Here is a 20617-nt window from a genome sequence, read left to right as displayed (position 1 = left end):
GGCGCCGCACCCTCCGGAAAGAAGCTCCCAAATGAGCACCACCATGCACAAGAAAACGACGGCGGCACCCCGGTACCGTGCGCCAGCCCCCTTGGGCGGGCGACGCAACCCGGCTATCGGGCAGCGCCGCAAGAACTTCCAGGCCCTGGCCTTCCTGATCCCAGCACTCTTGGTCCTTGGCGCGTTCACCGCGTGGCCCATGGTCTCGGCCCTGCGGCTGTCCTTTACGGACGCCAGCGGCTTCGGCAAGGAAAAGTGGGTGGGCTTCGAGAACTACGCCCGCATCTTCACCGATCCGGTCATCCTCAATGCAGTACTCAACACTGCCCTGTACGCACTGTTGTTTACGCCAATGGCGGTGGCTCTTGCGCTCGTCCTGGCGCTGCTGCTGAACGATCCCCGGCTGCCATTTCGCGGATTCTTCCGAACAGCCTTGTTCCTGCCGTTCATTATCAGCCTCGCTGTTGCCGCGATCGCTTGGTCCTACCTGATCGACCCCCAGGTTGGTTTGTTGAACTACTGGCTGGGGAACGCCGGGATCCGCATCGGAAACGTCCTGCAGGATCCCGTCCTGGCCATGCCCGCGGTTGCCTTCGTTGCCGTGTGGAAAAGCTTCGGCTTCTACATGGTCATCTTTCTCGCCGGGCTGCAGGAAATCCCAGGATCTCTCTACGAGGCCGCCAAGGTTGATGGCGCCGGGCCCTTCATGCGGTTCCGCCATGTCACCATGCCGATGTTGTCCAACACCACGGCTTTCGTCCTCATCTTCGCCCTGATCGCCGCCCTCCAGGCTTTCGACCAGATCTATGTAATGACTGGCGGAGGACCTTACGGCCACACCGAAACCGTGGTCATGCAGATCTACAAGTCCGGGTTCCAGAAACTCGACGTCGGTTTCGCCTCCGCACTCTCCTATGTCCTGCTGGCCGCCACGCTGCTGCTCAGCGTTGTCCAGTTTGTTTTCTTCGGAAAACGAGAACGGGAAGGTGACTGATGTCCACCACGTTAGAACGGCAGCCCACCCCTGCCCGGGCAGGTTCCACATCCCGCAACGCCACGAGATCAAGGCTGAACCGCGCTTTAGTGGTGGTTCTCCTGGGCCTTGCGACGGCCGTGATTCTCTTGCCCATCGCCATCATTATCTTCACGGCCTTCAAACCGGTGGCCGAGGTTAACGCTTTTCCGCCGACCCTCACCCCGGGCACGTGGACCTTGGACAATTTCACCAGGATCTTCCAGGACCTCCCCTTCATCCGGCTGATCGCCAACAGCTTCGTCTTTGCTGGTGGAGTAACACTCTTTGCCCTCCTGTTCGACTCGTTGGCTGCCTATGCACTGGCCAGAATCGATTTCACCGGCAAGAAGTTCCTGCTGATTGCGATCATTGCCAGCCTCATGATTCCCTTCCAAGCCACCCTTGTTCCGGTCTACCAACTGGCAAGCGACCTGGGCTGGGTCAACACCTTCTCTGCGCTGATCATCCCCCGCGCCGCAGACGCTTTCGGAATCTTCTTCCTGCGGCAGTTCTTCCTGTCCCTCCCCAGGGACCTGGACAACGCAGCCCGGATCGACGGCGCCTCAGAGTGGCGCGTTTATTGGAACGTTGTCCTTCCGAATGCCATGCCCGCGATCCTGACGCTGGGAGTGTTCGTCTTCGTGAACAACTGGAACGACCTGCTCTGGCCACTGATCTTCACCACCGACAAGGACATGGGCACTCTGACCTCAGGGCTGACCCTCTTGACGGGACCGGGCGGAATCGTCCCCTACGGCGTGATGATGGCAGGCGCTCTGGTAGCCATCCTGCCCCTCGCCGCCATCTTTATGTTTGTCCAACGCCGCTTCATCGAGAGCGTCGCCACCACAGGATTGAAGTGAGGAAAAATTTGAACTGGCACGAAGACGGGCGCCTGCATTTCGGCCTCGGGATTGAAGACACCTTCATTCCCCAGGAACGCGCCGGAGAGCGGTCCCTGGACGAATACGAACTCACCCAGCACTACCGCTTCTGGCATCAGGATCTGGGGCTTGCCAAGGAGGCGGGCGCAGAGTTCCTGCGTTGGGGTATTCCCTGGTACAAGATCAATCCCGAGCGTGATGTCTGGAAGTGGGACTGGCTGGACCAGGTGATGGAACGGTTCCAGGAACTTGGGCTGAAGCCCTTGGTGGACCTGATGCACTACGGAACCCCCACGTGGCTGGACAACCAGTTCCTGAACTCCAGTTATCCGGAACGCGTGGCTGACTACTCCGCCCGGGTCGCGGCACGCTACGCCGATACGGTGGTGGACTACACACCGGTTAACGAGCCCATGATCCACACCCTGTTTGCCGGAAAGTTTGGGCACTGGCCACCCTACCTGGCGGGCGACGACGGCCTCGTCGCCTTGGTTCGCAACCTCTCCAAGGGATTTGTCCTCGCCCAGCAAAACATGGCTGAGGTGCTTGGTGAGCGGGCCATCTTCACTCACGTCGATGCTGGTTTCCGGTTCGTCAGTGACTCCAACAACGGCGAACACGATGATGAACTCCGTCACCTCAAGGCGCGCTCGTATCTGGTGGAGGACCTGGTGACGGGCAAAGTGGATGCCAATCACGAGCTCACGCCCTGGCTCTCCCGGCACGGAATGACCGACCACGATCTGGCATGGCACCAAGAGAACATCGTGCTCCCTGATGTGATGGGCGTTAACTACTACCCCCTGCACTCCACCGAGCTCCTGGAATCTGCGCGTCCCGTCCGTGGTGACATCAACGATCCCCGTGCTGTCCGCAACGACTGGACGGAGGGATTGGCCGACGTTCTGACCACCTACGGCAAGCGCTATGGTGCTCCGGTTGCGCTCACCGAAACCTGCCTCACAGGCTCCTATGAGAGGCGGATCGAGTGGCTTGATGCCTCCGTACGATGCGTCCAGGAACTCCGCGCGGCAGGGCAGGACATCGTGGGATACACGTGGTGGCCAGTAACGGACATGTACGAGTGGACCTACCGCTACGGGACCGAACCGCTTGAACATTACCGACTCACCATGGGCCTTTGGGATCTCGTCCCGGACGAAATCGGCACCCTGCATCGAGTCAAGAACCCCGTCGCTGATAGGTTCCAGCATTACGCCGACGCAGCTGTGACCCAGCCGGCCGCTGCTGACATAACCAAAGAACCCGCATTCGTCTCCGAACAAGGAAGAAGCCCGTGGCCACAGCACGCCTGACTCTCGACCCACGACGCACCATCGGCACAGTTAACCGCAGGATGTTCGGTTCATTCGTTGAACACCTCGGCCGCTGCGTCTATGACGGCATCTACGAACCCGGCCACCCACTCGCCGACTCCGCCGGATTCCGGAACGACGTCAAGGAACTCGTCAAGGAACTGGGAGTATCGGCAATCCGGTATCCCGGCGGGAACTTCGTCTCCGGATTCAAATGGGAAGACAGCGTTGGCCCGGTGGAACAGCGGCCCAAACGGCTTGACCTCGCATGGCACTCCACCGAAACCAACCAGGTGGGACTCCACGAATTCGCAGGATGGCTGGAGGAAATCGGCAGCGAGCTCATGCTCGCCGTCAATCTCGGAACACGCGGCACGGAAGAGGCCTTGGATCTGCTGGAATACTGCAACCTCCCGTTCGGTACCGCCCTGGCCGAGAAACGGGCAGCCAATGGCCACGACAAAGCGTTCAACATCAAAATGTGGTGTTTGGGCAACGAAATGGACGGTCCATGGCAGATTGGGCATCGCAGCGCTGACGACTACGGCAAGATTGCCTCCCAGACGGCGAAAGCCATGCGCCAACTGGATCCTTCCATCGAACTTGTCGCCTGCGGTTCCTCAAGTGCGGCCATGCCCACTTTCGGCGAATGGGAACGAGTGGTGCTCGGGCATACCTACGACGACGTCGACTTCATCTCCTGCCATGCCTACTACGAGATCAAAGACGGCGACCTGGGAAGCTTCCTGGCCTCGGCGGCAAACATGGACCGGTTCATCGACTCCGTCACCGCAACGGCAGACCACATCAAGGCAGTGAAGGGAAGCGACAAGACCCTGAACATCTCCTTCGATGAGTGGAACGTCTGGTACAACGAACGTTTCGAGACAGTCGATAAGATCACGGGCATAGACAACTGGCCCATCGCGCCCCGGCTTCTCGAGGACAGCTATACCGTGGCGGACGCCGTTGTGGTGGGAAACCTCCTCATTTCGCTGCTCAACCACGCGGACAGGGTCACCTCCGCTTCCCTTGCCCAACTGGTCAACGTCATTGCCCCCATCATGACCGAACCCGGCGGACTTGCCTGGAGGCAGACTACCTTTTTCCCCTTTGCCCTGACCTCCCACAACGCAAACGGCGCTGCTCTGGACACCGGACTCGAAAGCGAAAAATACGACACTGCCGCCCACGGCACCGTCAGGATCGTCGACGCCGCCGCCACCCATAATCCCGACGACGGATCCGCCTCGGTCTTCCTCGTCAACCGCAGCTCAGACCAGGAATCTACCGTCACTATCGACACCAGCCATCTCCGGGACGTGCAAATACTTAGCGCCCTGACGCTGACCGATACCGACGTCTTCGCCGCCAACACCCTGGCCGATCCACACCGCGTTCAGCTCCGTGACCTCGAGGGAACGGAGCAGGGCCCCGGCACCATCACACTTACGCTGCCACCTGTCTCCTGGACAGCGTTGTTCCTGGCCAGCACCCCCGAAAAGGCCTGATACACAGCCAACAAGAAATGGGAGATCCAATGCACGAACAATCTGTGCCTTCAGCCATGCCCAAATTCAGGAGCAGCCCTCCACGCACCAGACCGATCGTCGCCGCCGTCGTGCTTGTCATGCTGGCAGTACTGGCGGGCCAGTTCACTGCGATAGCGCCAGCCGTAGCAGTGACCACCGGGAACGGTTCGCTGGTGTACTCACCGCCGGCGGGATCCTCGTTCAATCCGGAAGGCGGGCGCGCTGCAGGCACCACCTACGCCAAAGTCATCACACTCAAGAACAACGGGACGTCGAACGGCACGCTGCTGGCCACCTTCGACAAATTGGTGCTGACAAACGGCGTCCAGAGCTATCCGATCCACCGCAGCACAGATAACGGCGCAACGTGGACCAAGGTCTCCGAAGTGAATCCGAGCATTGACTTCCCTGCCCTGACGCGGACGGCCCAGCCTTTCCTCTTCGAGCTCCCCCAGCAGGTTGGCAACCTGCCCGCTGGTACCGTTCTGCTCACGGGCATGGTTATGCCCGAAGACCGTTCCAGCAGCAGGCTTGTTGTGTACAAGAGCCTCGACAAGGGCGTTACCTGGTCATACCAGAGCACTATCGACTCCGGTGGGCCCGCAGTCTACGATCCCAGCCCCACCTCCACCACGAGCACTGTTTGGGAACCCTCCCTCGCAATCGACGGCAACGGCGGACTCGCGGCCTATTTCTCCGACGAGCGGCAAAAAGCAAACGGCGTGCTCCAAGCTGTGTCTTACCGACGCTCAACTGATGGCGGCCTCACCTGGGGTGCTCTGGGCAACGTTTCTGCGCCGACAAACAACAGTGACCGCCCGGGCATGATCACAGTGACCAAGATGCAGGATGGCCGCTATCTGGCCACTTTCGAAGTGGTCAACCGGCCCAGCCAGTCGCAGAACACAGCGCCGGTCTACTTCAAGATCTCGCCCGATGGCCTGAACTGGTCGCCCGAAGCGAGCATCGGCACAAAAGTAGCCCTCAAGGACGGCCGAGGCATTGGATCCTCCCCCTTCGTCAAATGGGTTCCCACGGGCGGACCTAAAGGCATGGTCGTCATCGCGTCGAAATGGTCACTTGACACTGCCGGAAACATCGACGGCGGCCAGAACTTCTACGTCAACTACAACCTTGGCGACGGTCCCTGGGAAAGGCTCCCCTACGCCGTCACATATGACGCCTCCGACACTCAAGGCGGATCCTTTACCGGCTTCGCACAAGGCTTCGACACCAGCGTTGACGGCAGGACTCTCTACCAGGCCACCAACGTTGAAAATGCTGCTACTACCTACAACGACGTTCGAGTCGGCTCAATCCCCTTGGACGCCCAACAGTACGAAGCCGAACGCGCAGTCCGGCAGGATGCAGCCCTGGTGAACGATCCGGATGCCTCCAATGGCTCAAAAGTAGGCAACATCAACAATGCCGGCAGCTCGGTCACCTTCACCGTGAGGGTGCCAACTGCAGGAACCTACACACTGAATATGCGGTACGCCAACGGAACCGGAGCTAACAGCTCGCATTCCGTCAAAGTCAACGGGGGCACATCGACTACGTTGAATTACCCGGCGACCGACGACTGGGGACGCTACGGTTGGGTGCAGATGACGGCTACCCTGGCGGCCGGAGCCAACACGGTGTCCTTTACCAAGGGAACCTCCTTCGCCGAACTTGATGTCCTCCAGGTCTTCAACCCTTCCAGCAGCCTGGATCCGCAATTCCGGGTTACCAACCGCAACAGCGGCAAATCTCTGGAAATACTCAGCGCCCTAACCACCGATGGCGCGGGAGCCGGACAATGGGGAGATACTGGCAATGCCACACAGCTGTGGAGCATCAAACAAGCCAGCGGTGGAATCCAGCTCACCAACGTCAACAGTGGCAAGCTCCTCGAAATTGGTTCGGCAGCTACTGCCGATGGAGTCCAGGCGAGCCAGTGGGGACCCACGGGTAGCCCTACACAAGTCTGGTCACCGAGCGTCAGCGGCGGCTGGTGGAAACTCGCCAATGCCAACAGCGGGAAATTGCTGGAAATAGCTGGTGCTTCCACAGCTGATGGCGCCCATGCCCAGCAATACACGGCCAACGGCTTTACCTGCCAGGAATGGAAGCTGAACCGAGAAGGAATTCAGTAACTCAATGAAGGACCCTCTGCCAGCAAAACCGGCAGAGGGTCCTTCATTGCGTGCCGCCGACGCTACCTCAGGGTTGGATGTGACGCTTCAATGCATCCAAAGTCGTCTCTGGCGAGGTGTTGAAGCAGAACGTGATCCCCGGCGATTCGGCGTTGCATGCGTTGAGAACCCGTTCGAAGAGTTCCGTGTACTCCGGGACCATCCTGATGCCACCACCAATCATCACCAGGCCGAATTGATCACGGGCGAACGCTTCACGAACGTCTGATTCGGCCTCGTCAGGCGAGGTGCCGATCAGGCAGGACACTGCATCAAAACCGGCAGCGATGGTCGCCCCGAAGCCAGCCTCGATCCGCTCGGTCATGGTTGCCTCATCGAGTCCCGGCGGCAGTTTGCTGTAGTCAAGCGCCCGGGCATGGATACCGATCATCAGAATTCGAGTCATGGTGCTTACTGTGCCACGCAGTGAAAAATTTGTCTGCTGACTATGACAGGTTTGGATGGCCCCGGTGGGACGGTTATATCTGGCCCCACTTTATGACTCGCCGGGCACCTTGTGACGGTTATTTGTGGCCCCACCTTCAACGTTGGATTCATCAGTGGATGGATGCGGCGAAAGGTTGGTCTGGATGGAGTCGAGAGTGGAGTTGTTCGCGCGGATCCGAAGGGACGCCCGAGTTGAGGGCTTGTCGGTTCGTGCGTTGGCGGTCCTGTACGGGGTTCACAGGCGAACGGTGAGGCAGGCACTGGATTCAGCTGCGCCTCCGGAGCGCAAACCAAGGCAAAGGGTGGCTTGGCGGCTGGAGCCGTTCAAGGGTGCGATCTACGCGATGCTGATCGAGGATACAACCGCGCCGCGGAAGCAGCGTCATACCGCAGGATCCTGGCCCGGCTCATCGAAGAGCACGGTGCGCAGGAGCTCTCGTATTCCACGGTGCGTGATTACGTCAGGGTCCGCCGGGCCCAGATTGACCTAGAGGCAGGACGCCACGTTGAGGTGTTCGTTCCGCAGGAACACGCGCCGGGCGCCGAAGCCGAGGTGGACTTCCGCGAGATCTACGTCGTGCTGAACGGGCTGCCGTGGTGTTCGGGCAAGGCCGGCAGCGCCATGAGAAAGACCGCTGGGTGTTATTCCGTTCGCACTACGGCTTCGATCCCTTTTGATCCGGGACTGGTGCTGAACCCCAGGGTTGATAGGTCCTCGATGGTCACGGTCCGAATGGTGAAGTACTCCGTCCCAGCCCGGCTCATCGGCCGAAGGGTGGTCTCACTGCGGGCCTCCGAGCTCGCGGTCTTCGACGGCCGCACCATGGCCGCCAGACACCAGCGGGTCCCCGCCCGGTCCGGTCCTGGCCCAGGGCATCGCGCGTAAGAGTTCGGAACAGGTGAACATCCCCGATGCAGGAACCCAAGGTCCCCGCGGAGGTGAATCCGACCTCATGCCACGGGCGCCGGCAGGCACTGGGGTAACTCCCCTCGAAACTTTCCCCAAAAATGTCCGATACGGCATCCGCGTGGGGTAATTTGATCGCTATGTTGACCGGATTCAAGAATTTCATCATGAAGGGCAACGTCGTAGACCTTGCCGTCGCCGTCGTGATTGGTGCCGCCTTCGGTGCCGTAGTCACGGCCCTAGTCCAAAGCGTTCTCATGCCGTTCATCGCGGCCTTGGTCGGATCTCCGAACTTCGATAGCTTCGCCGTCGTGACCCTCAACGGAAACGACATCAAATTCGGTGTCCTGCTCACGGCAATTGTTAACTTCGTGCTCGTGGCGGCAGCCATTTACTTCGTCATCGTCGTGCCCATGAACCACATGGTCGAGCGCCGCAACCGGCGCCTCGGCATCAACCCGGACGTCAAGGAAGAAGCTGCCGAAGACCCCCAGATTGCCCTGCTCACGGAAATCAGGGATTCCCTACAGCAAGGCCGCATGCCCTAATCAAGTCGGCGGACCCAAAGCCCACCAAAAATCAGCTGTCAGGCTGAACCGCGGCCCAATTGCTTCGGCACGCTTACGTTTCCACAGACCGACGCTGCGATAGCGTGTCTCTCAGCGGCGCAGGGATAAATCCCGGCGTTCGTGCAGCCGCAGGCTGGCTGTGCTTGTTTTCCGTCATCGATGAAAGGACATGAAAGTGGCTGTTTCGATTGAATTGGGCAAGGCATTGGACAAGGCCTACGAGAACTCGACTCTGGACGAAGTCCTGTCGGCCCCGCCCTCGGCTCTTGCCGGCCTGACCGAAAAGCACGACGAACTGCTTGCCGGTATGGGAATCAAAACCATCCGCGATCTGGGAAGCAACAAATACTTCGCTACGGCCGGTGTTCTGGTCGCACTCTCCGGCAAGGTCGGGTAGTCGGTCTGGACTGTTAGCGCGTCTCACTGAAAAGGTCCGGCCCGGCGCACGCCAAGTCGGACCTTTTCCATTCCAGAATGGATTTCTCCCCACTCAAGAGATCTGACATGCTACCAACGACGGCGCCCCGACTCCATACCCCCGGGCGGCATCTGCCGTTCCCTAGCGGGATACAGGAACCCTTTACCCAACCGGTGCGAAAAGCCCCGAGGTGCCGTGTTGCCGCAGGATCAACAGCCGCGCCCATCCTCATCTGAACCCATAGAACGCCGGCCTCCGACGACCCAGACGCCCCCCGCGCACGAGACCTACGCACCGTACCGCGAGCCCAAGACCCACAACAAGGCTCCGTGAACCTGGGGCCACTTTCAACCGCCCCTTTGGGGCCAAAAATACTTGACACAATCAGTCTGCCTAGTGCATAAAGCCGCGCCCTACGTTCCGCAGAATGTCCGGTAGGGGCCGAAGCTCTCTGGCGCAGGCCCGACAAACTTTTCCAAGCCCGAGCGCTCACTGAATGGCGAAGTTACCGCCGCGAGCAACTGTTCGGTGGGGACCATGTTCCCCTCTGTTGCCGCGGAAAGCGCCTCTTCCACCAAGTGGTTTCGGGGAATGTAGACCGGGTTGACCCGGTCCATGGCATCAGCATCCGGCGTCACAGCCCGCCAGCGTTCCAGCCAGGCATCGAACGCTGCCAGGTCCAGGATCTGGCCACGCGCGGGTTCAACCTCCCCGCAGGCTGCCTTCCCGAGGTTGCGGAAAAACGAGGTGTAGTCCGCGCGTGACTCCTGGACCAGCTCAAGCAGGTCATCCACCAAAGGTGAGGCAACGTCGTCGTCAATTCCCTCAGGCAGCCCAAGTTTGGCCTTCATGCCGTTGAACCAGGTAGCGCTGTATTGCTGGCGGAATCCATTAAGGGCCTCAACGGCAAGGGCGACCGCCTGCTCCTCATCCTCGTGGATCAGGGGTGCGATCGATTCGGCGAAACGTGCAAGGTTCCACTCYGCAACCAACGGCTGGTTGCGATAGGCATACCGTCCGGTTTCATCAATGGAGCTGTAGACCGCTCCGGGATCGAACCCTTCCATGAAGGCGCACGGACCGTAATCGATGGTTTCGCCGGACACAGTCATGTTGTCGGTGTTCATGACACCGTGCACGAATCCGACGAGCATCCACTGGGCCACCAGCTTCGCTTGGACCGCAATGACGCCCTTTAGGAGACCGAGGTAGCGGTTGGCTTCCCCAGCAGCGGACGGGTGGTGGCGTTCGATCGCGTGATCAGCAAGGCGGCGCAACAGATCCATGTCGTTGGTGGCTCTGGCGTATTGGAAACTGCCTACCCGCAGGTGACTGCTGGCAACCCGGGTCAGGACGGCGCCCGGCAGGAGAGTTTCACGCTGAACGGGACGGCCCGTCGCGACCACTGCCAAGGACCTCGTGGTGGGAATGTTCAGAGCATGCATGGCCTCGCTCACGATGTATTCGCGAAGCATGGGACCAACCACCGCCTGGCCGTCACCGTTCCGGGCAAAGGGCGTCCGCCCCGAGCCCTTGAGGTGGACGTCGAGGAGCTTCCCGTCAGCGCCGGCGATCTCACCCAACAGGAGGGCGCGCCCATCCCCCAAACGCGGTGAGTACCAGCCAAACTGGTGACCGGAGTATGCCATCGCCACCGGGGTTGCGTCCTCCGGGAGGGAATTACCGATGAGCAGCCGCACGCCCTCCGGGCTGCGGAGAAAACCGGGATCAAAACCGAGCTCGACGGCGAGCGCCTCGTTGAGAACAAGAAGCTGGGGATCAGGGGCTTCCTCCGCCCGCCAAGGAATAACCATCTCAGGGAAGTCCCGCGCGAAATGGCCCTCAAAGGCGACGGTGGTATGCGCAATTTCGCTCATCATTCAAGGATAGCGATGCGGGAAGGGCCGCCGCAGGCGATGCCTAGATCATTCCACCGCGCGCGCCGATGATGAGTTCCAAGGATCGGAGCACAGCGAACGGGACAACGCCGCTGGTGCGCGGGTTTTGGGGCGATACTTTGTTGCAGATTTCAAAGCGGTAATTCCCGCTGTTTCCTGAAGCCTCAATCAAGTGCGTCGTAAGCTCGGCCGCGGGGTCGGCCCTTACGGAAACGGCCACAGTGTCCCAGTCCTCTACTGCAAGGGCGACGGCGGCTGCCACGTTGAGCGACTTCGGGAACAATTGAGTGGCTCGGGCGGCGGACCCTGCAAAGATCTCAATGGGGCCGGCAGTATTCCGAATGCGATCAACCTCAACCTCGTCCATCCAGGGCTGAATCAGGGAACCCGGGAGCTTGGTTGTGGTTATCCTGACGGCGTCATAGCCCGTTGCGCGGGCGCCCGACGCCAACAGGTCCAGGCCACCAATGGAACCCGGCGTCAAGAAAAGCCTGCCAGGGCCCGCGGCGGACAAGCGTTGGGAGAGGTGTGGGTCCGCAAGCGCCCCAAGCGATGTCGCGAGCAGGTCTACACCCGCAGAAAGCACTGCCTCGCCATGCTCAACCAAGACCTCCTGCCCAGCACATTCAACCAGCAGGTCACAGAGCTCCAACGCTTGGTCCATCTCAAGCTGGGGTGCTGGCGCGTTGTCTACGGCGCTGCGGCAAATGATTCCCTCAAGGATGGCCCCCTTGACTTTTCCAGCGGCAATGTCAGCAGCAACACGAGCCCCAATGGCTCCGTGTCCGATGATTCCGATCCTGCGGGCTCCTGGCTTCATTCGATTCCTTGCTTGATGGAGTGGATGGACGAACCCGCGCCGTGATCGTCTAGACGTTCAGGGTAAGTTCGTCCGCGGAGGAAGCCTTCGGGTCATAGGCGACGATGGAGGCTTCAGTTTTTTTCAGTAGCAGCGCCAGTTGTTCGATCTCCTTGGCGGTCAGGCCGGCGAGCATATTGCGCTGAGTTTCCAGATGTTTTGAAATGACCTCGTCAATGAGCTTCTTGCCGTGGTCCGTCATCTGGGCGTAGACAACACGACGATCCTCCTTCGACCGAACCCGCTCAATAAGGTTTTGTTCCTCCATGCGGTCCAGCCGGAAGGTGATGCCGCCCGTGGTCAGCATGGATGAACTCGCCAATTCACCAGCCGTCTTCCGGTGCGGAGGGCCGGATCGACGCAAGTTCGCCAAAACATCAAAGGATGCCAACGAGAGCCCGTACTTCTCATAGTTCGCATCCTGCACAGCTCGCTGCCGCGCCACCAGGCTCTGCAACCGGCCAAAGACGCCGATGGTCTTGGGATCAAGGTCCGGGCGTTCGCGATGCCAGTCTTCAATAATGGCGTCCACGGCGTCCGTGTCTGTGTTCCGCGATTCGGTGGTCATGCGCACTCTCTCCTTCATTCGGTCTAAGCATCTTAACACTGAGCTTCCCAACGAAGGCAGCAATCGTGAGCACTTTCCACCAGCATCTTGCAGCGTCTCCCATTATATCTTAGTCTTGAGATAGTTAGAGTCGAGGGAGATCGAATCCATGATGACTCTTGCGAAATTTGGCAATTACCAATCCGAGAGAGGTCCATCATGCGCGACGTTATCGAAAGCAAGTTACCGGAACTTGAGGAGCTGATTGATTCGGCCATCGCCTCCCGTGAGAGCCGGGTTGTTGACTTCAATACCCTGAAGTTCCAGACCAAAATGGGTGAAAAGTTCCGCCGGGGTCAGGTCCGCTACATCGGTTCCGGAGCTACCGGAGACCACTCGGACGATGGCAACATCCTCCAGGCGGAACACTTCACCTTCTCCAACATGGTGCTGCCCGCCGGATGCGTAGGTCCTGAGCACACGCACCCGGACGTCGAAGAGGTGTTCTTTGTCCTCGAAGGAGAGGTGGAGTTCAGTGTCCACGACGTCGAAGACGGCAACAAGAAAGCGAGCCGCGTGCTGGGCTACCGCGATCTGATCCGGGTCCCGGCCGGCGTTCCCCGGAGCTTGCGCACTGTCAGCGAAGAAGACGCAATTATTTGCGTGATCATCGGCGCCAAGAAACCGGAGATCCCGTTCTATCCGCCGACGTCGGAGATGTACGGCGTAACCCGCTAAATCTTCAACAACCCGGGTACCGGCCGCTGTGGCCGGTACCCGGGTTTTTATTGTGCCGAATTGTTTGGGACACAACGGAAAGAGCCTGCAGCTCGGAGAGTTTCGAGCTGCAGGCTCTTCAACAGGCTAAGCGGTTCCTTCTGAGAGAATTGCGGCCTGCTTCTGCGCATCGGCATCATGCACCCGGCGGATTCTGGCTACTCCAAGATCGTGCTGATACAAGTGCTCGTCCTTATCTGCATCGGCAGCCAGGGCCTCCAACAGTTCGCGGTCCTGTTCCAGGACCACCCAGTGTTTTTCCTCGAGAGTTGTCTTGTACATGAATCGCCAAACGTCCCGCTCCCAGTCAGAAACGGTACGGGTACGCCAGTGGAACACGGCGGAGGTATGTGCATCGATAGGAGTGGACATTCCTACGATCCCGAACGAACCCCCGGGACCTGCTGAATCGGCGTACGGGATCTCCAGATCCACGTAGTCCATGGATTCACGGCAGTACTCCACCCAGTCAAAGTTCTTGCCGCGCTGATCCGTTTTCTCAAAGAAGAATCCGCGGTCCGTCTCACGGATGCGGAAGCGGGCACTCGTATCACCGCCAAACATCGAATGCGAGTCACGGTGGAGGAACGCACCGTGCATCGGATCCAGCACGTTGTCCATGTAGAAGCGCCACGGACTGTTCCATTCCGCGTAGTTGGAAAACCAGGAAACCTCGGGGTTGTCCAGGCGGTCCGGCAGTTTGAACTCCGTCACCTCTGAGTCCTCCGTCAAAGGCATGAAGGCAAAGATCATGTCAGCGCCTTCCTCCACAGCCAGCGACGCCGTCACCGTCTTGCCCTCAAGCGCGCAGCCCGGCATGCCTGGAACCGAAATCACGGTGCCATCACCGTTGACCTGAACGCCGTGGTACTTGCACGCCACCCGGTCCCCTAGGTGTTGGCCCACGGACAAAGGGGCGCTGCGGTGGGGACAGCGATCCTCCAACATCCGGATTTGCCCCCTGGCATCACGGAAGAGGAGCCAATCCACGCCTAGGCGCCGGACTTTGACCATGTCGCCGGGACCTACAAATCGGGAAGGGTAAATGGGATACCACCGATCCCTCAGACCCGTCGCGGCCAGTTCCGCGGCGTCGAGTTGGCGGCGCGTGCCGACGACAGTTTTGACCTTGGCCCTGCCGGCCCTGGCTCCGGCTGGAGCGCTTGCAGTTGCAGTTGCAGTTGTCATGTCCTACTCTCCCAGTCGTCGCATTTCGGAACGGAATCGGGTTTCATCCCAGGGTTCACCGTCCGGGGCGTTCAGGCCCAAATTGTTCAGGCCCGAGACGATTGCCGGCAGTTCGTGGCTACCACTGGCAAAAATCTCGGACAGGGCTCCGGCGAGCTTGAGCTCATAAGGATTGGGCGGACCCACCCGGGACTGGTTGGCTTCAAGATATTGTTCAGGCACTGTGTTCCTCCGGTGTTTGGGTGACAGTGTGCAGACCTTCAGCGATATTCATGAATGACCTGCTCCACTCGTTAAATGAATGAGATCGGCTCTGGTGTGCTGGAACGGCGGTGTTGTCGATGATGACAAAAACCCCGTTACTGATGCCGCCGGCGATGCTTTGCGGTATGGAGATATCGGTATGGATATCAGGCGCAGCGGCGATGACCAACGACGGCGCTCGCACCCGCCGGAGCGTGGCGACAAATCCCTCAAGAGACATGTCCACCAACGGGTCACCAAGGATGAGGCTCTTGACCTGCTCCGGGTGCAGCGCAGCGAGCATTATTGCGCCGTACGCGGCTGTTCCGCTGGCCAGAATGTGCGCAGGACCTGCCGTTGAGTCGTAAAGCGCGGACGAGGCTGCTTCAACCCACTCATCCATCTGTCCAGGCGGTCCGGCGACGTCCGACGCAACGCCGATTCCGGGTTCCCAGGCACGGGCTCCCAAAGCATCAAGCTGATGGTCAAACCATTCGCCGGCTCCCTCGCCACCGTGCAAGCACACGACGTCATGCTGTGGCATGACATCGCGGAGTGGCATGATGTCGCCGGGCGCATGGCCAAGGCGCGGATCTACTTCCGTACTTGAATTCATGTGCTCTCCTGCTCCTCTACTGATGTGGGGTTGGAATATGCACCGGCGGCACGAAAGCTCCCGGCACGGGGTCCAATGCGGTGACGTCGATCTCGATCACCGCTGGTCCACGCACCGCGAGCGCTTCCACCAAAGCCCCATCAAAGGACCCGGGCCCGTGCACCCGCCAGAATGGCAATTTCAGCGACTGGGCCAGCAAGGCAAAGTCCGGTGTGTGCAAGTTGACTCCTGCCTCCGCAAAGCCGTTGGCCTTCTGCATGTTGCGCAGGACCCCGTAGCCGCCGTCGTTGAAAACGAGCACCACGCACCAGACCCCTGAGCCGGCAAGGGAGGCGAGTTCACCAAGATGAACGGCAAGGCCGCCGTCGCCGGCAATCACTACCGTGGGAACGTCCGGGCGGGCGCAGGCTGCCCCGATGCCCATGGCCAAACCTTGGCCGATGCCGCCTCCCAGCGGAAAGATATTGGTTTCGCGGGAGTACATTTCCAGCAGGCGGTTACCCCACTGGCTGGAGGGTATGGTCACATCACGGGCAACAACGGATTCCCGATCCAGGCGGTCCCTGAGGCTGTGACAGATTTCCGCATAGCCACCGATGTACTCAGTCAGCCCGGCCCGTACCTCAAGGCGTACATTGTGCACCTGTTGCGACCAGCCGGGGTCCACGGAAGGGCTACCCAACTGGCTGACCATCGCCTCCAGAATCGCACGGGAGTCACCCACCAGACCCACAGTGGCCGGATACACCCGGCCCACGGCTTCAGGGTTGAGATCCAGCTGGATGTGGGTGCCGGGCAGTTTGAGTGAATAGTGCTGCGTCTCGTTGGAACGGAAGTGCGTGCCAACACTCAACAGCACATCAGACTGTTCGATCAGCCGGACGGCGGCGGGAGTGGTAGCAAAGTTGCCGATGACAAGATGGTCATCTTCCGGAACCACGCCCCGGCCAGAGTTGCTGGTCAGCAGTCCCGCGCCCAGCCCGTGCAGCAGAGCCGCAAGTTCCTTTCCCGCGCCCGCCGCTCCTCCGCCGGCCCAGATCAGGGGTCGCTTGGCACCTGCCAGGAGCAGAACGGCTTCGGCGACAGCATCGGCGTCGTAATCGGGTAAAGGCTTCACCTGCGCATCGATCGGGCGCTGATCCTCCGGGTGGGCAAGGTACTGCAAATCTGTAGGCCATTCGATGCTGGCCGGTGTGTGAGGCGAGGAGAGCAGGTGTGCGATTGCCTCCTCCAGGTCCGCCTCCGCATCCTTGCCATTGAAAATGGTGCGGGCATAGCCAGAGACCGCGTGGAGCATCTGCAACTGGCGCGGGACCTCATGGATCACGCCACGGTTGCTGCCCATGAATTCGCTGTCGATCTGGCCGGTAATGTGCAGCACACGGCTTCCCGCGGTGAGTGCCTCCACCATGGAACCCGCGGCGTTGCCGGCTCCCGTACCGGTGCTCGTCAGGGCAATTCCGACTTTGCCGGAGGCGCGCGCATAAGCGTCAGCCGCGTTGACTGCGGCTGCCTCGTGGCGGACGGCAACAAAGTTCAGCTCCCTGTCCACTGCCTCGACGAGAGGAAGATTGTGGATGCTGATGACCCCGAAAGCCGTATCGATGCCGTGGCGACGCATTACACGGACCAGGACGTCACCGCCGGTTGGCCCCCTTGGGACCGTTGCTTCTTGTGTCACTGACATATCTGGATCTCTTTCGTAATGAAGTTCCGCTGGCTAGACATAGCGCCCAACGCCACCGCCGACGTCGATTGTTGCTCCTGTGGTGTATCCGCTGAGGGGCGAGAGCAGGGAGACAATATGGAAAGCCACCTCCTCAGCCGTGCCGAAACGGCCCAGCTTGATGCCGCGGGTGGCGGCGATTTCTGCACTCCAGGCCTCGTAGTCGAGTTCAGAGCCGGCTTCCTCGAAGCGTCGCCGCCACTGGCCGGTGTCCACCAGGCCGAGCAGGACCGAATTCACCCGGGTTCCCTCTGTTGCCAAATCTTCGGCAAGGGAATGCGTGAGGTTCAGCAGCGCGGCGCGGGCAGCCGAGGTGGCAGCCAGGCGCAACTCAGGTTGCCGGGCGAGGATTGCGTTGACGTTGACCACTGAGCCATGGGCCGATGCAGTCAGGGCTGACCTGGCGGAACGAACCATGTTCAGGACGCCGAAGATCTTCAGGCTGAACTCATCACGCAGCTGCTGGTCCGTGGTGTCCTGAAGTGTGGCCATCAAGGATCGGCCGGCGTTACAGACCAGACCATCGACGGCGCCAAACCGGTCCAAAGTGCCCGCGATAAACCTGTTCGTGGCATGTTGGTCCGTGACGTCGCACGACGCAAGGTAAATCGAGTCCTTGTCCGCCCAGGAAAACTCCTCGAATGCTGCCTCCAAGCGGCCGGTGTCGCGCGCACAGGCAGCAACCTGCGCACCTTCGCTCAGCAAATAGCGGGCGGTGGCAAGCCCGACGCCGGAACTCGCCCCGGTGACAACCACCGTGCGGTCCTTCAATTGCAGGTCCATATGTGGGACTCCTTATTAGTGGTCTTCCGCTGCAGGCGGTTCAGTAATCCATGGCTTCGTTGGCCTGTGGCTCCAATGGCCTGTGACTTCAGTGGCTCATGACGAAGCCGCCGTCCACCACGATCGTCTGGCCAGTGATGAAGCCTGCAGCATCGGACAGCAGGAACTGGACGACGCCGGATACGTCCTTGGGTTGTTGGTCCCTGGGCAGCACGCGGTTCTCTTCGTAGAGACGGTAACGGGAGGCCGGCACTGACTCGGTGGCCTCCACCCGGGTCAGCCCCGGGGCGACGGCGTTGACGCGGACTCCGGCTGGTCCCGCGTCGCGGGCCATTGTTCGGGTCATCGCCAGGACAGCCCCCTTTGATCCGACATAGTGGACCAGCCGTGGAGAGCCGTAGAGCGCTGCGTCTGATGCGATGTTGACAATGGAGCCAGCCTTGCTTTGGGCCAGCTGGGCGTAAAGGTGTTTGCTGACCAGCCAGGTCCCGTAGGCATTGATAGTCATCACCCTTTGGAAGAACTCTTCTTCCAGTTCCCAAAAGGCGTCGCCGCCTACGCCGTCGGCCAATGCCGCGTTGTTGACCAGTGCATCAGCGCCGCCCAGCTGCTGGACCGCCGCGGCCAGATCCGCAACCGAGGTTTTGTCAGCGATGTCAGTGATGATCGCCGTCGCGTCAAGGCCCCGTCCGCGGAGTGTTGCGGCAGCATGCTCAGCGAGGTCTGCGTTCTTCTCGGCAATGACTATTCGGTCTCCGCTGCTTGCCAATCGATCCGCGATGTCGAAGCCAAGTCCCCGCCCGGATCCAGTAACCACTACGAGGCGCGTCACTGGATGCCCTCCCAGAAAGCGAGGATGGCAGCGGACATCTCCATCGGCTTTTCCTGCACTGCGGCGTGCCCTGCACCGGGAATGATGCCCAGCGTGGCACCGGGAATGTTCTCGGCCAAGACCTTGGATTCCGCGACGCCAGTGATCACGTCGTCCTGGCCCACCAAGACCAGTGCCGGGATCCGCAGCCGAGGCAGCAGTTCCGTGGTGTCGCACTGCGCCATCATGGTGGCGGCCGACGAAAAGCCGGACAAGCGGACGGCGGCCATGTCCGCGCGAACAGCTTCGGCCACCCAGGCCGGGGCGGACGGGGAGACAAGTCTTGCCGACCGTCGGGCCGCGAGTATTTCGGGCCCGACGGCGGCCAGTTCCGGAACGCGGGCCAGCATGCGTTGCGCCGCTGTCTTGGTAATTCCCGAACCCCGGGTGCTGTCCGCCAGCACAATGGACCGCACTGCCTCCGGTGCTTGAGCGGCAACCCGGGTGGCAATGACGCCTCCCCATGATGTGCCGATCAGGTGGGCGGGGCCCACATTCAGTGTGGCCAGGATGTCCAGCACTAAAGCAGGATGATCCAAACCTTCCGGTGGTGCTGCCGATTCGCCGTAGCCGGGAGCATCCCAGCAAAACGTCTGGTATCCGTGGGCGCTCAGCAACTGAGCCAGGGCACCACAGGATGATGCGGCTCCCCCGATGCCGTGCATGAGGAAGACCGGGATACCTTCCCCGCGAATAACAAGGGAGACCCCGTGGAGAAATTTCCGGCGTTCGGCAATGGTGCCAGTCAACGCGGTGTCAGTCGGGGCGGTATCACTGGATGCTGTGCCAGTCGACGCGGTTTCCGTGGCGGTCGGCAAGGAGCTGCTACGCATGGGCTTTTTCTGCGGCAGGAGCTTCCAGCATGGAGAAGTAATCATCGCGTCCAGGGACCACCAGGGACCTGTACCCGCTATCCGGAACGCCGGCCATGGCGCTTCGGACCGCGGACGTGGGCGGACCCGCGGTTCCCCATTGGTCGGAGAGTTCCGGTGTCCGCTCCCACGTGCGGCACAGCCAACTGTCCTCGTCCACCTGAGCTACTTCGGAGGTGTATTCGCAAACCAGGCCTGAGGGGTCTGTGAAATACGAAAACGTATTGTCCCCGGGCCCGTGACGGCCCGGCCCCCACTGAGGAGCGATGTTGTGCCGCTTCAGGTTGCCGATGCCGCGCATGAAGTGATCAATGCTCTGCATCTCGTAAGCCACGTGATTGACCGAGGTCCAGGGAGCCTGGTTGAACGCGATGGCATGGTGCTCGCTGTTACACCGCAGGAAGGCCATCTGGTGCTCGGACCAATCCGAAATCCGCATCCCCAGCACCTGCGTATAGAAGGCCGTGGCGCGGTCAATATCCACGGTGTTGAGCACAACGTGGGCGATCTTGCGTGGAAGTGCCCGCCGACCGGCCGGCTCCTGGCTGACTACGGCGTGGACATTGGCGGAGAGTTCCACCAGCCTGCCTTCGGGATCCACCAACTGAAGACCGTAGCCGCCGGCAGCATCATCCAAAGGACCGGGCTCACGGAAAAGCGGTATCCCCAAGGCAGTGAGTTTAGTAGCTGCACGGTCAACGTCCTGCGGTGTGGCCAGGGCGAAGGAGACCCCGCCCAGGGCATTCTGCTCGCCCCTTTCGAGCCTCAGGATGTGATGTTCGGACCCGGTTCCGCGGAGCCAAAATTTATCAGTGTCCTCCTCCACAGTGGAAAGGCCCCAGACTTCATGGTAGAAATCCCTGGCTGGCCGCGTATCGGGCACTTTCAGGGACACAGAACGCAGCGACCGCAGATTGCAGACAGGCTCTGCTGAGAAATAGTTCATGGGAATCAACCTTCAGTCGAGTGGTG

The 20617-nt window shown here is 60.5% G+C and carries 20 protein-coding genes and 1 pseudogene; 9 read left to right on the top strand and 12 right to left on the bottom strand.

What is annotated here, in order from left to right:
* The first annotated feature begins 31 nt into the window (after positions 1-31).
* Genes AC1DCM_RS19250 through AC1DCM_RS19230 form a run of 5 tightly spaced genes read left to right on the top strand, consistent with a single transcriptional unit; the run spans position 32 to position 6885 of the window.
* Entirely contained in the window at positions 32-994 is a 963-nt protein-coding gene (locus tag AC1DCM_RS19250) for a carbohydrate ABC transporter permease (protein ID WP_442003582.1), read from the top strand.
* Positions 994-1878 carry a carbohydrate ABC transporter permease gene (locus tag AC1DCM_RS19245; protein ID WP_442003581.1) on the top strand — a complete coding sequence of 295 codons (885 nt, stop codon included), beginning with the start codon at positions 994-996 and terminating at the stop codon, positions 1876-1878. Before AC1DCM_RS19250 ends, AC1DCM_RS19245 begins: the two co-directional genes overlap by 1 nt.
* Positions 1875-3215, top strand: a complete 1341-nt coding sequence (locus AC1DCM_RS19240) for a family 1 glycosylhydrolase (RefSeq protein WP_477519373.1) — start codon at positions 1875-1877, stop codon at positions 3213-3215. The genes AC1DCM_RS19245 and AC1DCM_RS19240 overlap by 4 nt, the downstream gene beginning before the upstream one ends.
* A complete protein-coding gene (arfA, locus tag AC1DCM_RS19235) occupies positions 3197-4726 on the top strand; it encodes an arabinosylfuranosidase ArfA (protein WP_477519372.1) in 1530 nt (509 codons plus the stop codon). Before AC1DCM_RS19240 ends, arfA begins: the two co-directional genes overlap by 19 nt.
* A gap of 29 nt (positions 4727-4755) precedes the next feature.
* A complete protein-coding gene (locus tag AC1DCM_RS19230) occupies positions 4756-6885 on the top strand; it encodes an RICIN domain-containing protein (RefSeq protein ID WP_477519371.1) in 2130 nt (709 codons plus the stop codon).
* Positions 6886-6952: 67 nt separating this feature from the next.
* Here AC1DCM_RS19230 and AC1DCM_RS19225 read toward each other — a convergent pair whose 3' ends face one another.
* The gene (locus AC1DCM_RS19225) at positions 6953-7330 is read right to left on the bottom strand and encodes a hypothetical protein (RefSeq protein WP_442003577.1); all 378 of its coding nucleotides are present in this window, start codon (positions 7328-7330) and stop codon (positions 6953-6955) included.
* 184 nt (positions 7331-7514) lie between these two features.
* Between AC1DCM_RS19225 and AC1DCM_RS19220 the strand changes: the two are divergent.
* The 3 genes and pseudogenes from AC1DCM_RS19220 to AC1DCM_RS19210 form a co-directional block, all read left to right on the top strand.
* A pseudogene (locus AC1DCM_RS19220) lies at positions 7515-8233 on the top strand (Mu transposase domain-containing protein); the annotation flags it as partial.
* 185 nt (positions 8234-8418) lie between these two features.
* Positions 8419-8826 carry a large conductance mechanosensitive channel protein MscL gene (gene mscL, locus AC1DCM_RS19215; RefSeq protein WP_442003576.1) on the top strand — a complete coding sequence of 136 codons (408 nt, stop codon included), beginning with the start codon at positions 8419-8421 and terminating at the stop codon, positions 8824-8826.
* Positions 8827-9022: 196 nt separating this feature from the next.
* On the top strand, positions 9023-9244 hold the full coding sequence (locus tag AC1DCM_RS19210; protein ID WP_442003575.1) for a hypothetical protein: 222 nt from the start codon (positions 9023-9025) through the stop codon (positions 9242-9244).
* Positions 9245-9678: 434 nt separating this feature from the next.
* Here AC1DCM_RS19210 and AC1DCM_RS19205 read toward each other — a convergent pair whose 3' ends face one another.
* Genes AC1DCM_RS19205 through AC1DCM_RS19195 form a run of 3 tightly spaced genes read right to left on the bottom strand, consistent with a single transcriptional unit; the run spans position 9679 to position 12590 of the window.
* Entirely contained in the window at positions 9679-11142 is a 1464-nt protein-coding gene (locus AC1DCM_RS19205) for a protein adenylyltransferase SelO (protein WP_477519407.1), read from the bottom strand.
* 43 nt (positions 11143-11185) lie between these two features.
* A complete protein-coding gene (locus tag AC1DCM_RS19200; protein WP_477519370.1) occupies positions 11186-11983 on the bottom strand; it encodes an aspartate dehydrogenase domain-containing protein in 798 nt (265 codons plus the stop codon).
* Positions 11984-12032: 49 nt separating this feature from the next.
* On the bottom strand, positions 12033-12590 hold the full coding sequence (locus AC1DCM_RS19195; protein ID WP_477514835.1) for a MarR family winged helix-turn-helix transcriptional regulator: 558 nt from the start codon (positions 12588-12590) through the stop codon (positions 12033-12035).
* Positions 12591-12788: 198 nt separating this feature from the next.
* On the opposite strand from AC1DCM_RS19195, the gene AC1DCM_RS19190 reads away from it, so the two are divergent.
* Entirely contained in the window at positions 12789-13307 is a 519-nt protein-coding gene (locus AC1DCM_RS19190) for a cupin domain-containing protein (protein ID WP_442003571.1), read from the top strand.
* 126 nt (positions 13308-13433) lie between these two features.
* Here the strand turns inward: AC1DCM_RS19190 and AC1DCM_RS19185 are convergent, their stop codons facing one another.
* The 8 genes from AC1DCM_RS19185 to AC1DCM_RS19150 all read right to left on the bottom strand — a co-directional run bounded on the left by AC1DCM_RS19185 (position 13434) and on the right by AC1DCM_RS19150 (position 20591).
* On the bottom strand, positions 13434-14534 hold the full coding sequence (locus tag AC1DCM_RS19185; RefSeq protein WP_477519369.1) for a Rieske 2Fe-2S domain-containing protein: 1101 nt from the start codon (positions 14532-14534) through the stop codon (positions 13434-13436).
* Positions 14535-14537: 3 nt separating this feature from the next.
* Complete coding sequence (locus AC1DCM_RS19180; RefSeq protein WP_011774623.1) at positions 14538-14756, bottom strand: recombinase-like helix-turn-helix domain-containing protein; 219 nt, start codon at positions 14754-14756, stop codon at positions 14538-14540.
* The gene (locus AC1DCM_RS19175; protein ID WP_477519368.1) at positions 14749-15393 is read right to left on the bottom strand and encodes an alpha/beta fold hydrolase; all 645 of its coding nucleotides are present in this window, start codon (positions 15391-15393) and stop codon (positions 14749-14751) included. Before AC1DCM_RS19175 ends, AC1DCM_RS19180 begins: the two co-directional genes overlap by 8 nt.
* Positions 15394-15409: 16 nt before the next feature.
* On the bottom strand, positions 15410-17080 hold the full coding sequence (locus AC1DCM_RS19170; protein WP_477519367.1) for a thiamine pyrophosphate-binding protein: 1671 nt from the start codon (positions 17078-17080) through the stop codon (positions 15410-15412).
* Positions 17081-17113: 33 nt separating this feature from the next.
* A complete protein-coding gene (locus AC1DCM_RS19165) occupies positions 17114-17902 on the bottom strand; it encodes an SDR family oxidoreductase (RefSeq protein WP_477519366.1) in 789 nt (262 codons plus the stop codon).
* 88 nt (positions 17903-17990) lie between these two features.
* Positions 17991-18734, bottom strand: coding sequence for an SDR family oxidoreductase (locus AC1DCM_RS19160; RefSeq protein WP_477519365.1), 744 nt, complete (start codon positions 18732-18734; stop codon positions 17991-17993).
* On the bottom strand, positions 18731-19606 hold the full coding sequence (locus AC1DCM_RS19155; RefSeq protein WP_477519364.1) for an alpha/beta fold hydrolase: 876 nt from the start codon (positions 19604-19606) through the stop codon (positions 18731-18733). Before AC1DCM_RS19155 ends, AC1DCM_RS19160 begins: the two co-directional genes overlap by 4 nt.
* Entirely contained in the window at positions 19599-20591 is a 993-nt protein-coding gene (locus tag AC1DCM_RS19150; protein ID WP_431116277.1) for a VOC family protein, read from the bottom strand. Before AC1DCM_RS19150 ends, AC1DCM_RS19155 begins: the two co-directional genes overlap by 8 nt.
* Between the last annotated feature and the right edge of the window lie 26 nt (positions 20592-20617).

The sequence above is a fragment of the Paenarthrobacter sp. 10N417 genome (genome assembly GCF_056394745.1).
This window is presented reverse-complemented; position numbering and strand designations above follow the sequence as displayed.

Bases quoted from the DNA above. Each gene is read 5' to 3' on its own strand.
- AC1DCM_RS19185 (WP_477519369.1), bottom strand. From the start codon at position 14,534: ATGACAACTGCAACTGCAACTGCAAGCGCTCCAGCCGGAGCCAGGGCC.
- AC1DCM_RS19170 (WP_477519367.1), bottom strand. From the start codon at position 17,080: ATGTCAGTGACACAAGAAGCAACGGTCCCAAGGGGGCCAACCGGCGGT.
- AC1DCM_RS19250 (WP_442003582.1), top strand. From the start codon at position 32: ATGAGCACCACCATGCACAAGAAAACGACGGCGGCACCCCGGTACCGT.
- AC1DCM_RS19195 (WP_477514835.1), bottom strand. From the start codon at position 12,590: ATGACCACCGAATCGCGGAACACAGACACGGACGCCGTGGACGCCATT.
- AC1DCM_RS19165 (WP_477519366.1), bottom strand. From the start codon at position 17,902: ATGGACCTGCAATTGAAGGACCGCACGGTGGTTGTCACCGGGGCGAGT.
- AC1DCM_RS19175 (WP_477519368.1), bottom strand. From the start codon at position 15,393: ATGAATTCAAGTACGGAAGTAGATCCGCGCCTTGGCCATGCGCCCGGC.
- AC1DCM_RS19230 (WP_477519371.1), top strand. From the start codon at position 4,756: ATGCACGAACAATCTGTGCCTTCAGCCATGCCCAAATTCAGGAGCAGC.
- AC1DCM_RS19150 (WP_431116277.1), bottom strand. From the start codon at position 20,591: ATGAACTATTTCTCAGCAGAGCCTGTCTGCAATCTGCGGTCGCTGCGT.
- mscL (WP_442003576.1), top strand. From the start codon at position 8,419: ATGTTGACCGGATTCAAGAATTTCATCATGAAGGGCAACGTCGTAGAC.
- AC1DCM_RS19200 (WP_477519370.1), bottom strand. From the start codon at position 11,983: ATGAAGCCAGGAGCCCGCAGGATCGGAATCATCGGACACGGAGCCATT.
- AC1DCM_RS19225 (WP_442003577.1), bottom strand. From the start codon at position 7,330: ATGACTCGAATTCTGATGATCGGTATCCATGCCCGGGCGCTTGACTAC.
- AC1DCM_RS19190 (WP_442003571.1), top strand. From the start codon at position 12,789: ATGCGCGACGTTATCGAAAGCAAGTTACCGGAACTTGAGGAGCTGATT.
- AC1DCM_RS19245 (WP_442003581.1), top strand. From the start codon at position 994: ATGTCCACCACGTTAGAACGGCAGCCCACCCCTGCCCGGGCAGGTTCC.
- AC1DCM_RS19155 (WP_477519364.1), bottom strand. From the start codon at position 19,606: ATGCGTAGCAGCTCCTTGCCGACCGCCACGGAAACCGCGTCGACTGGC.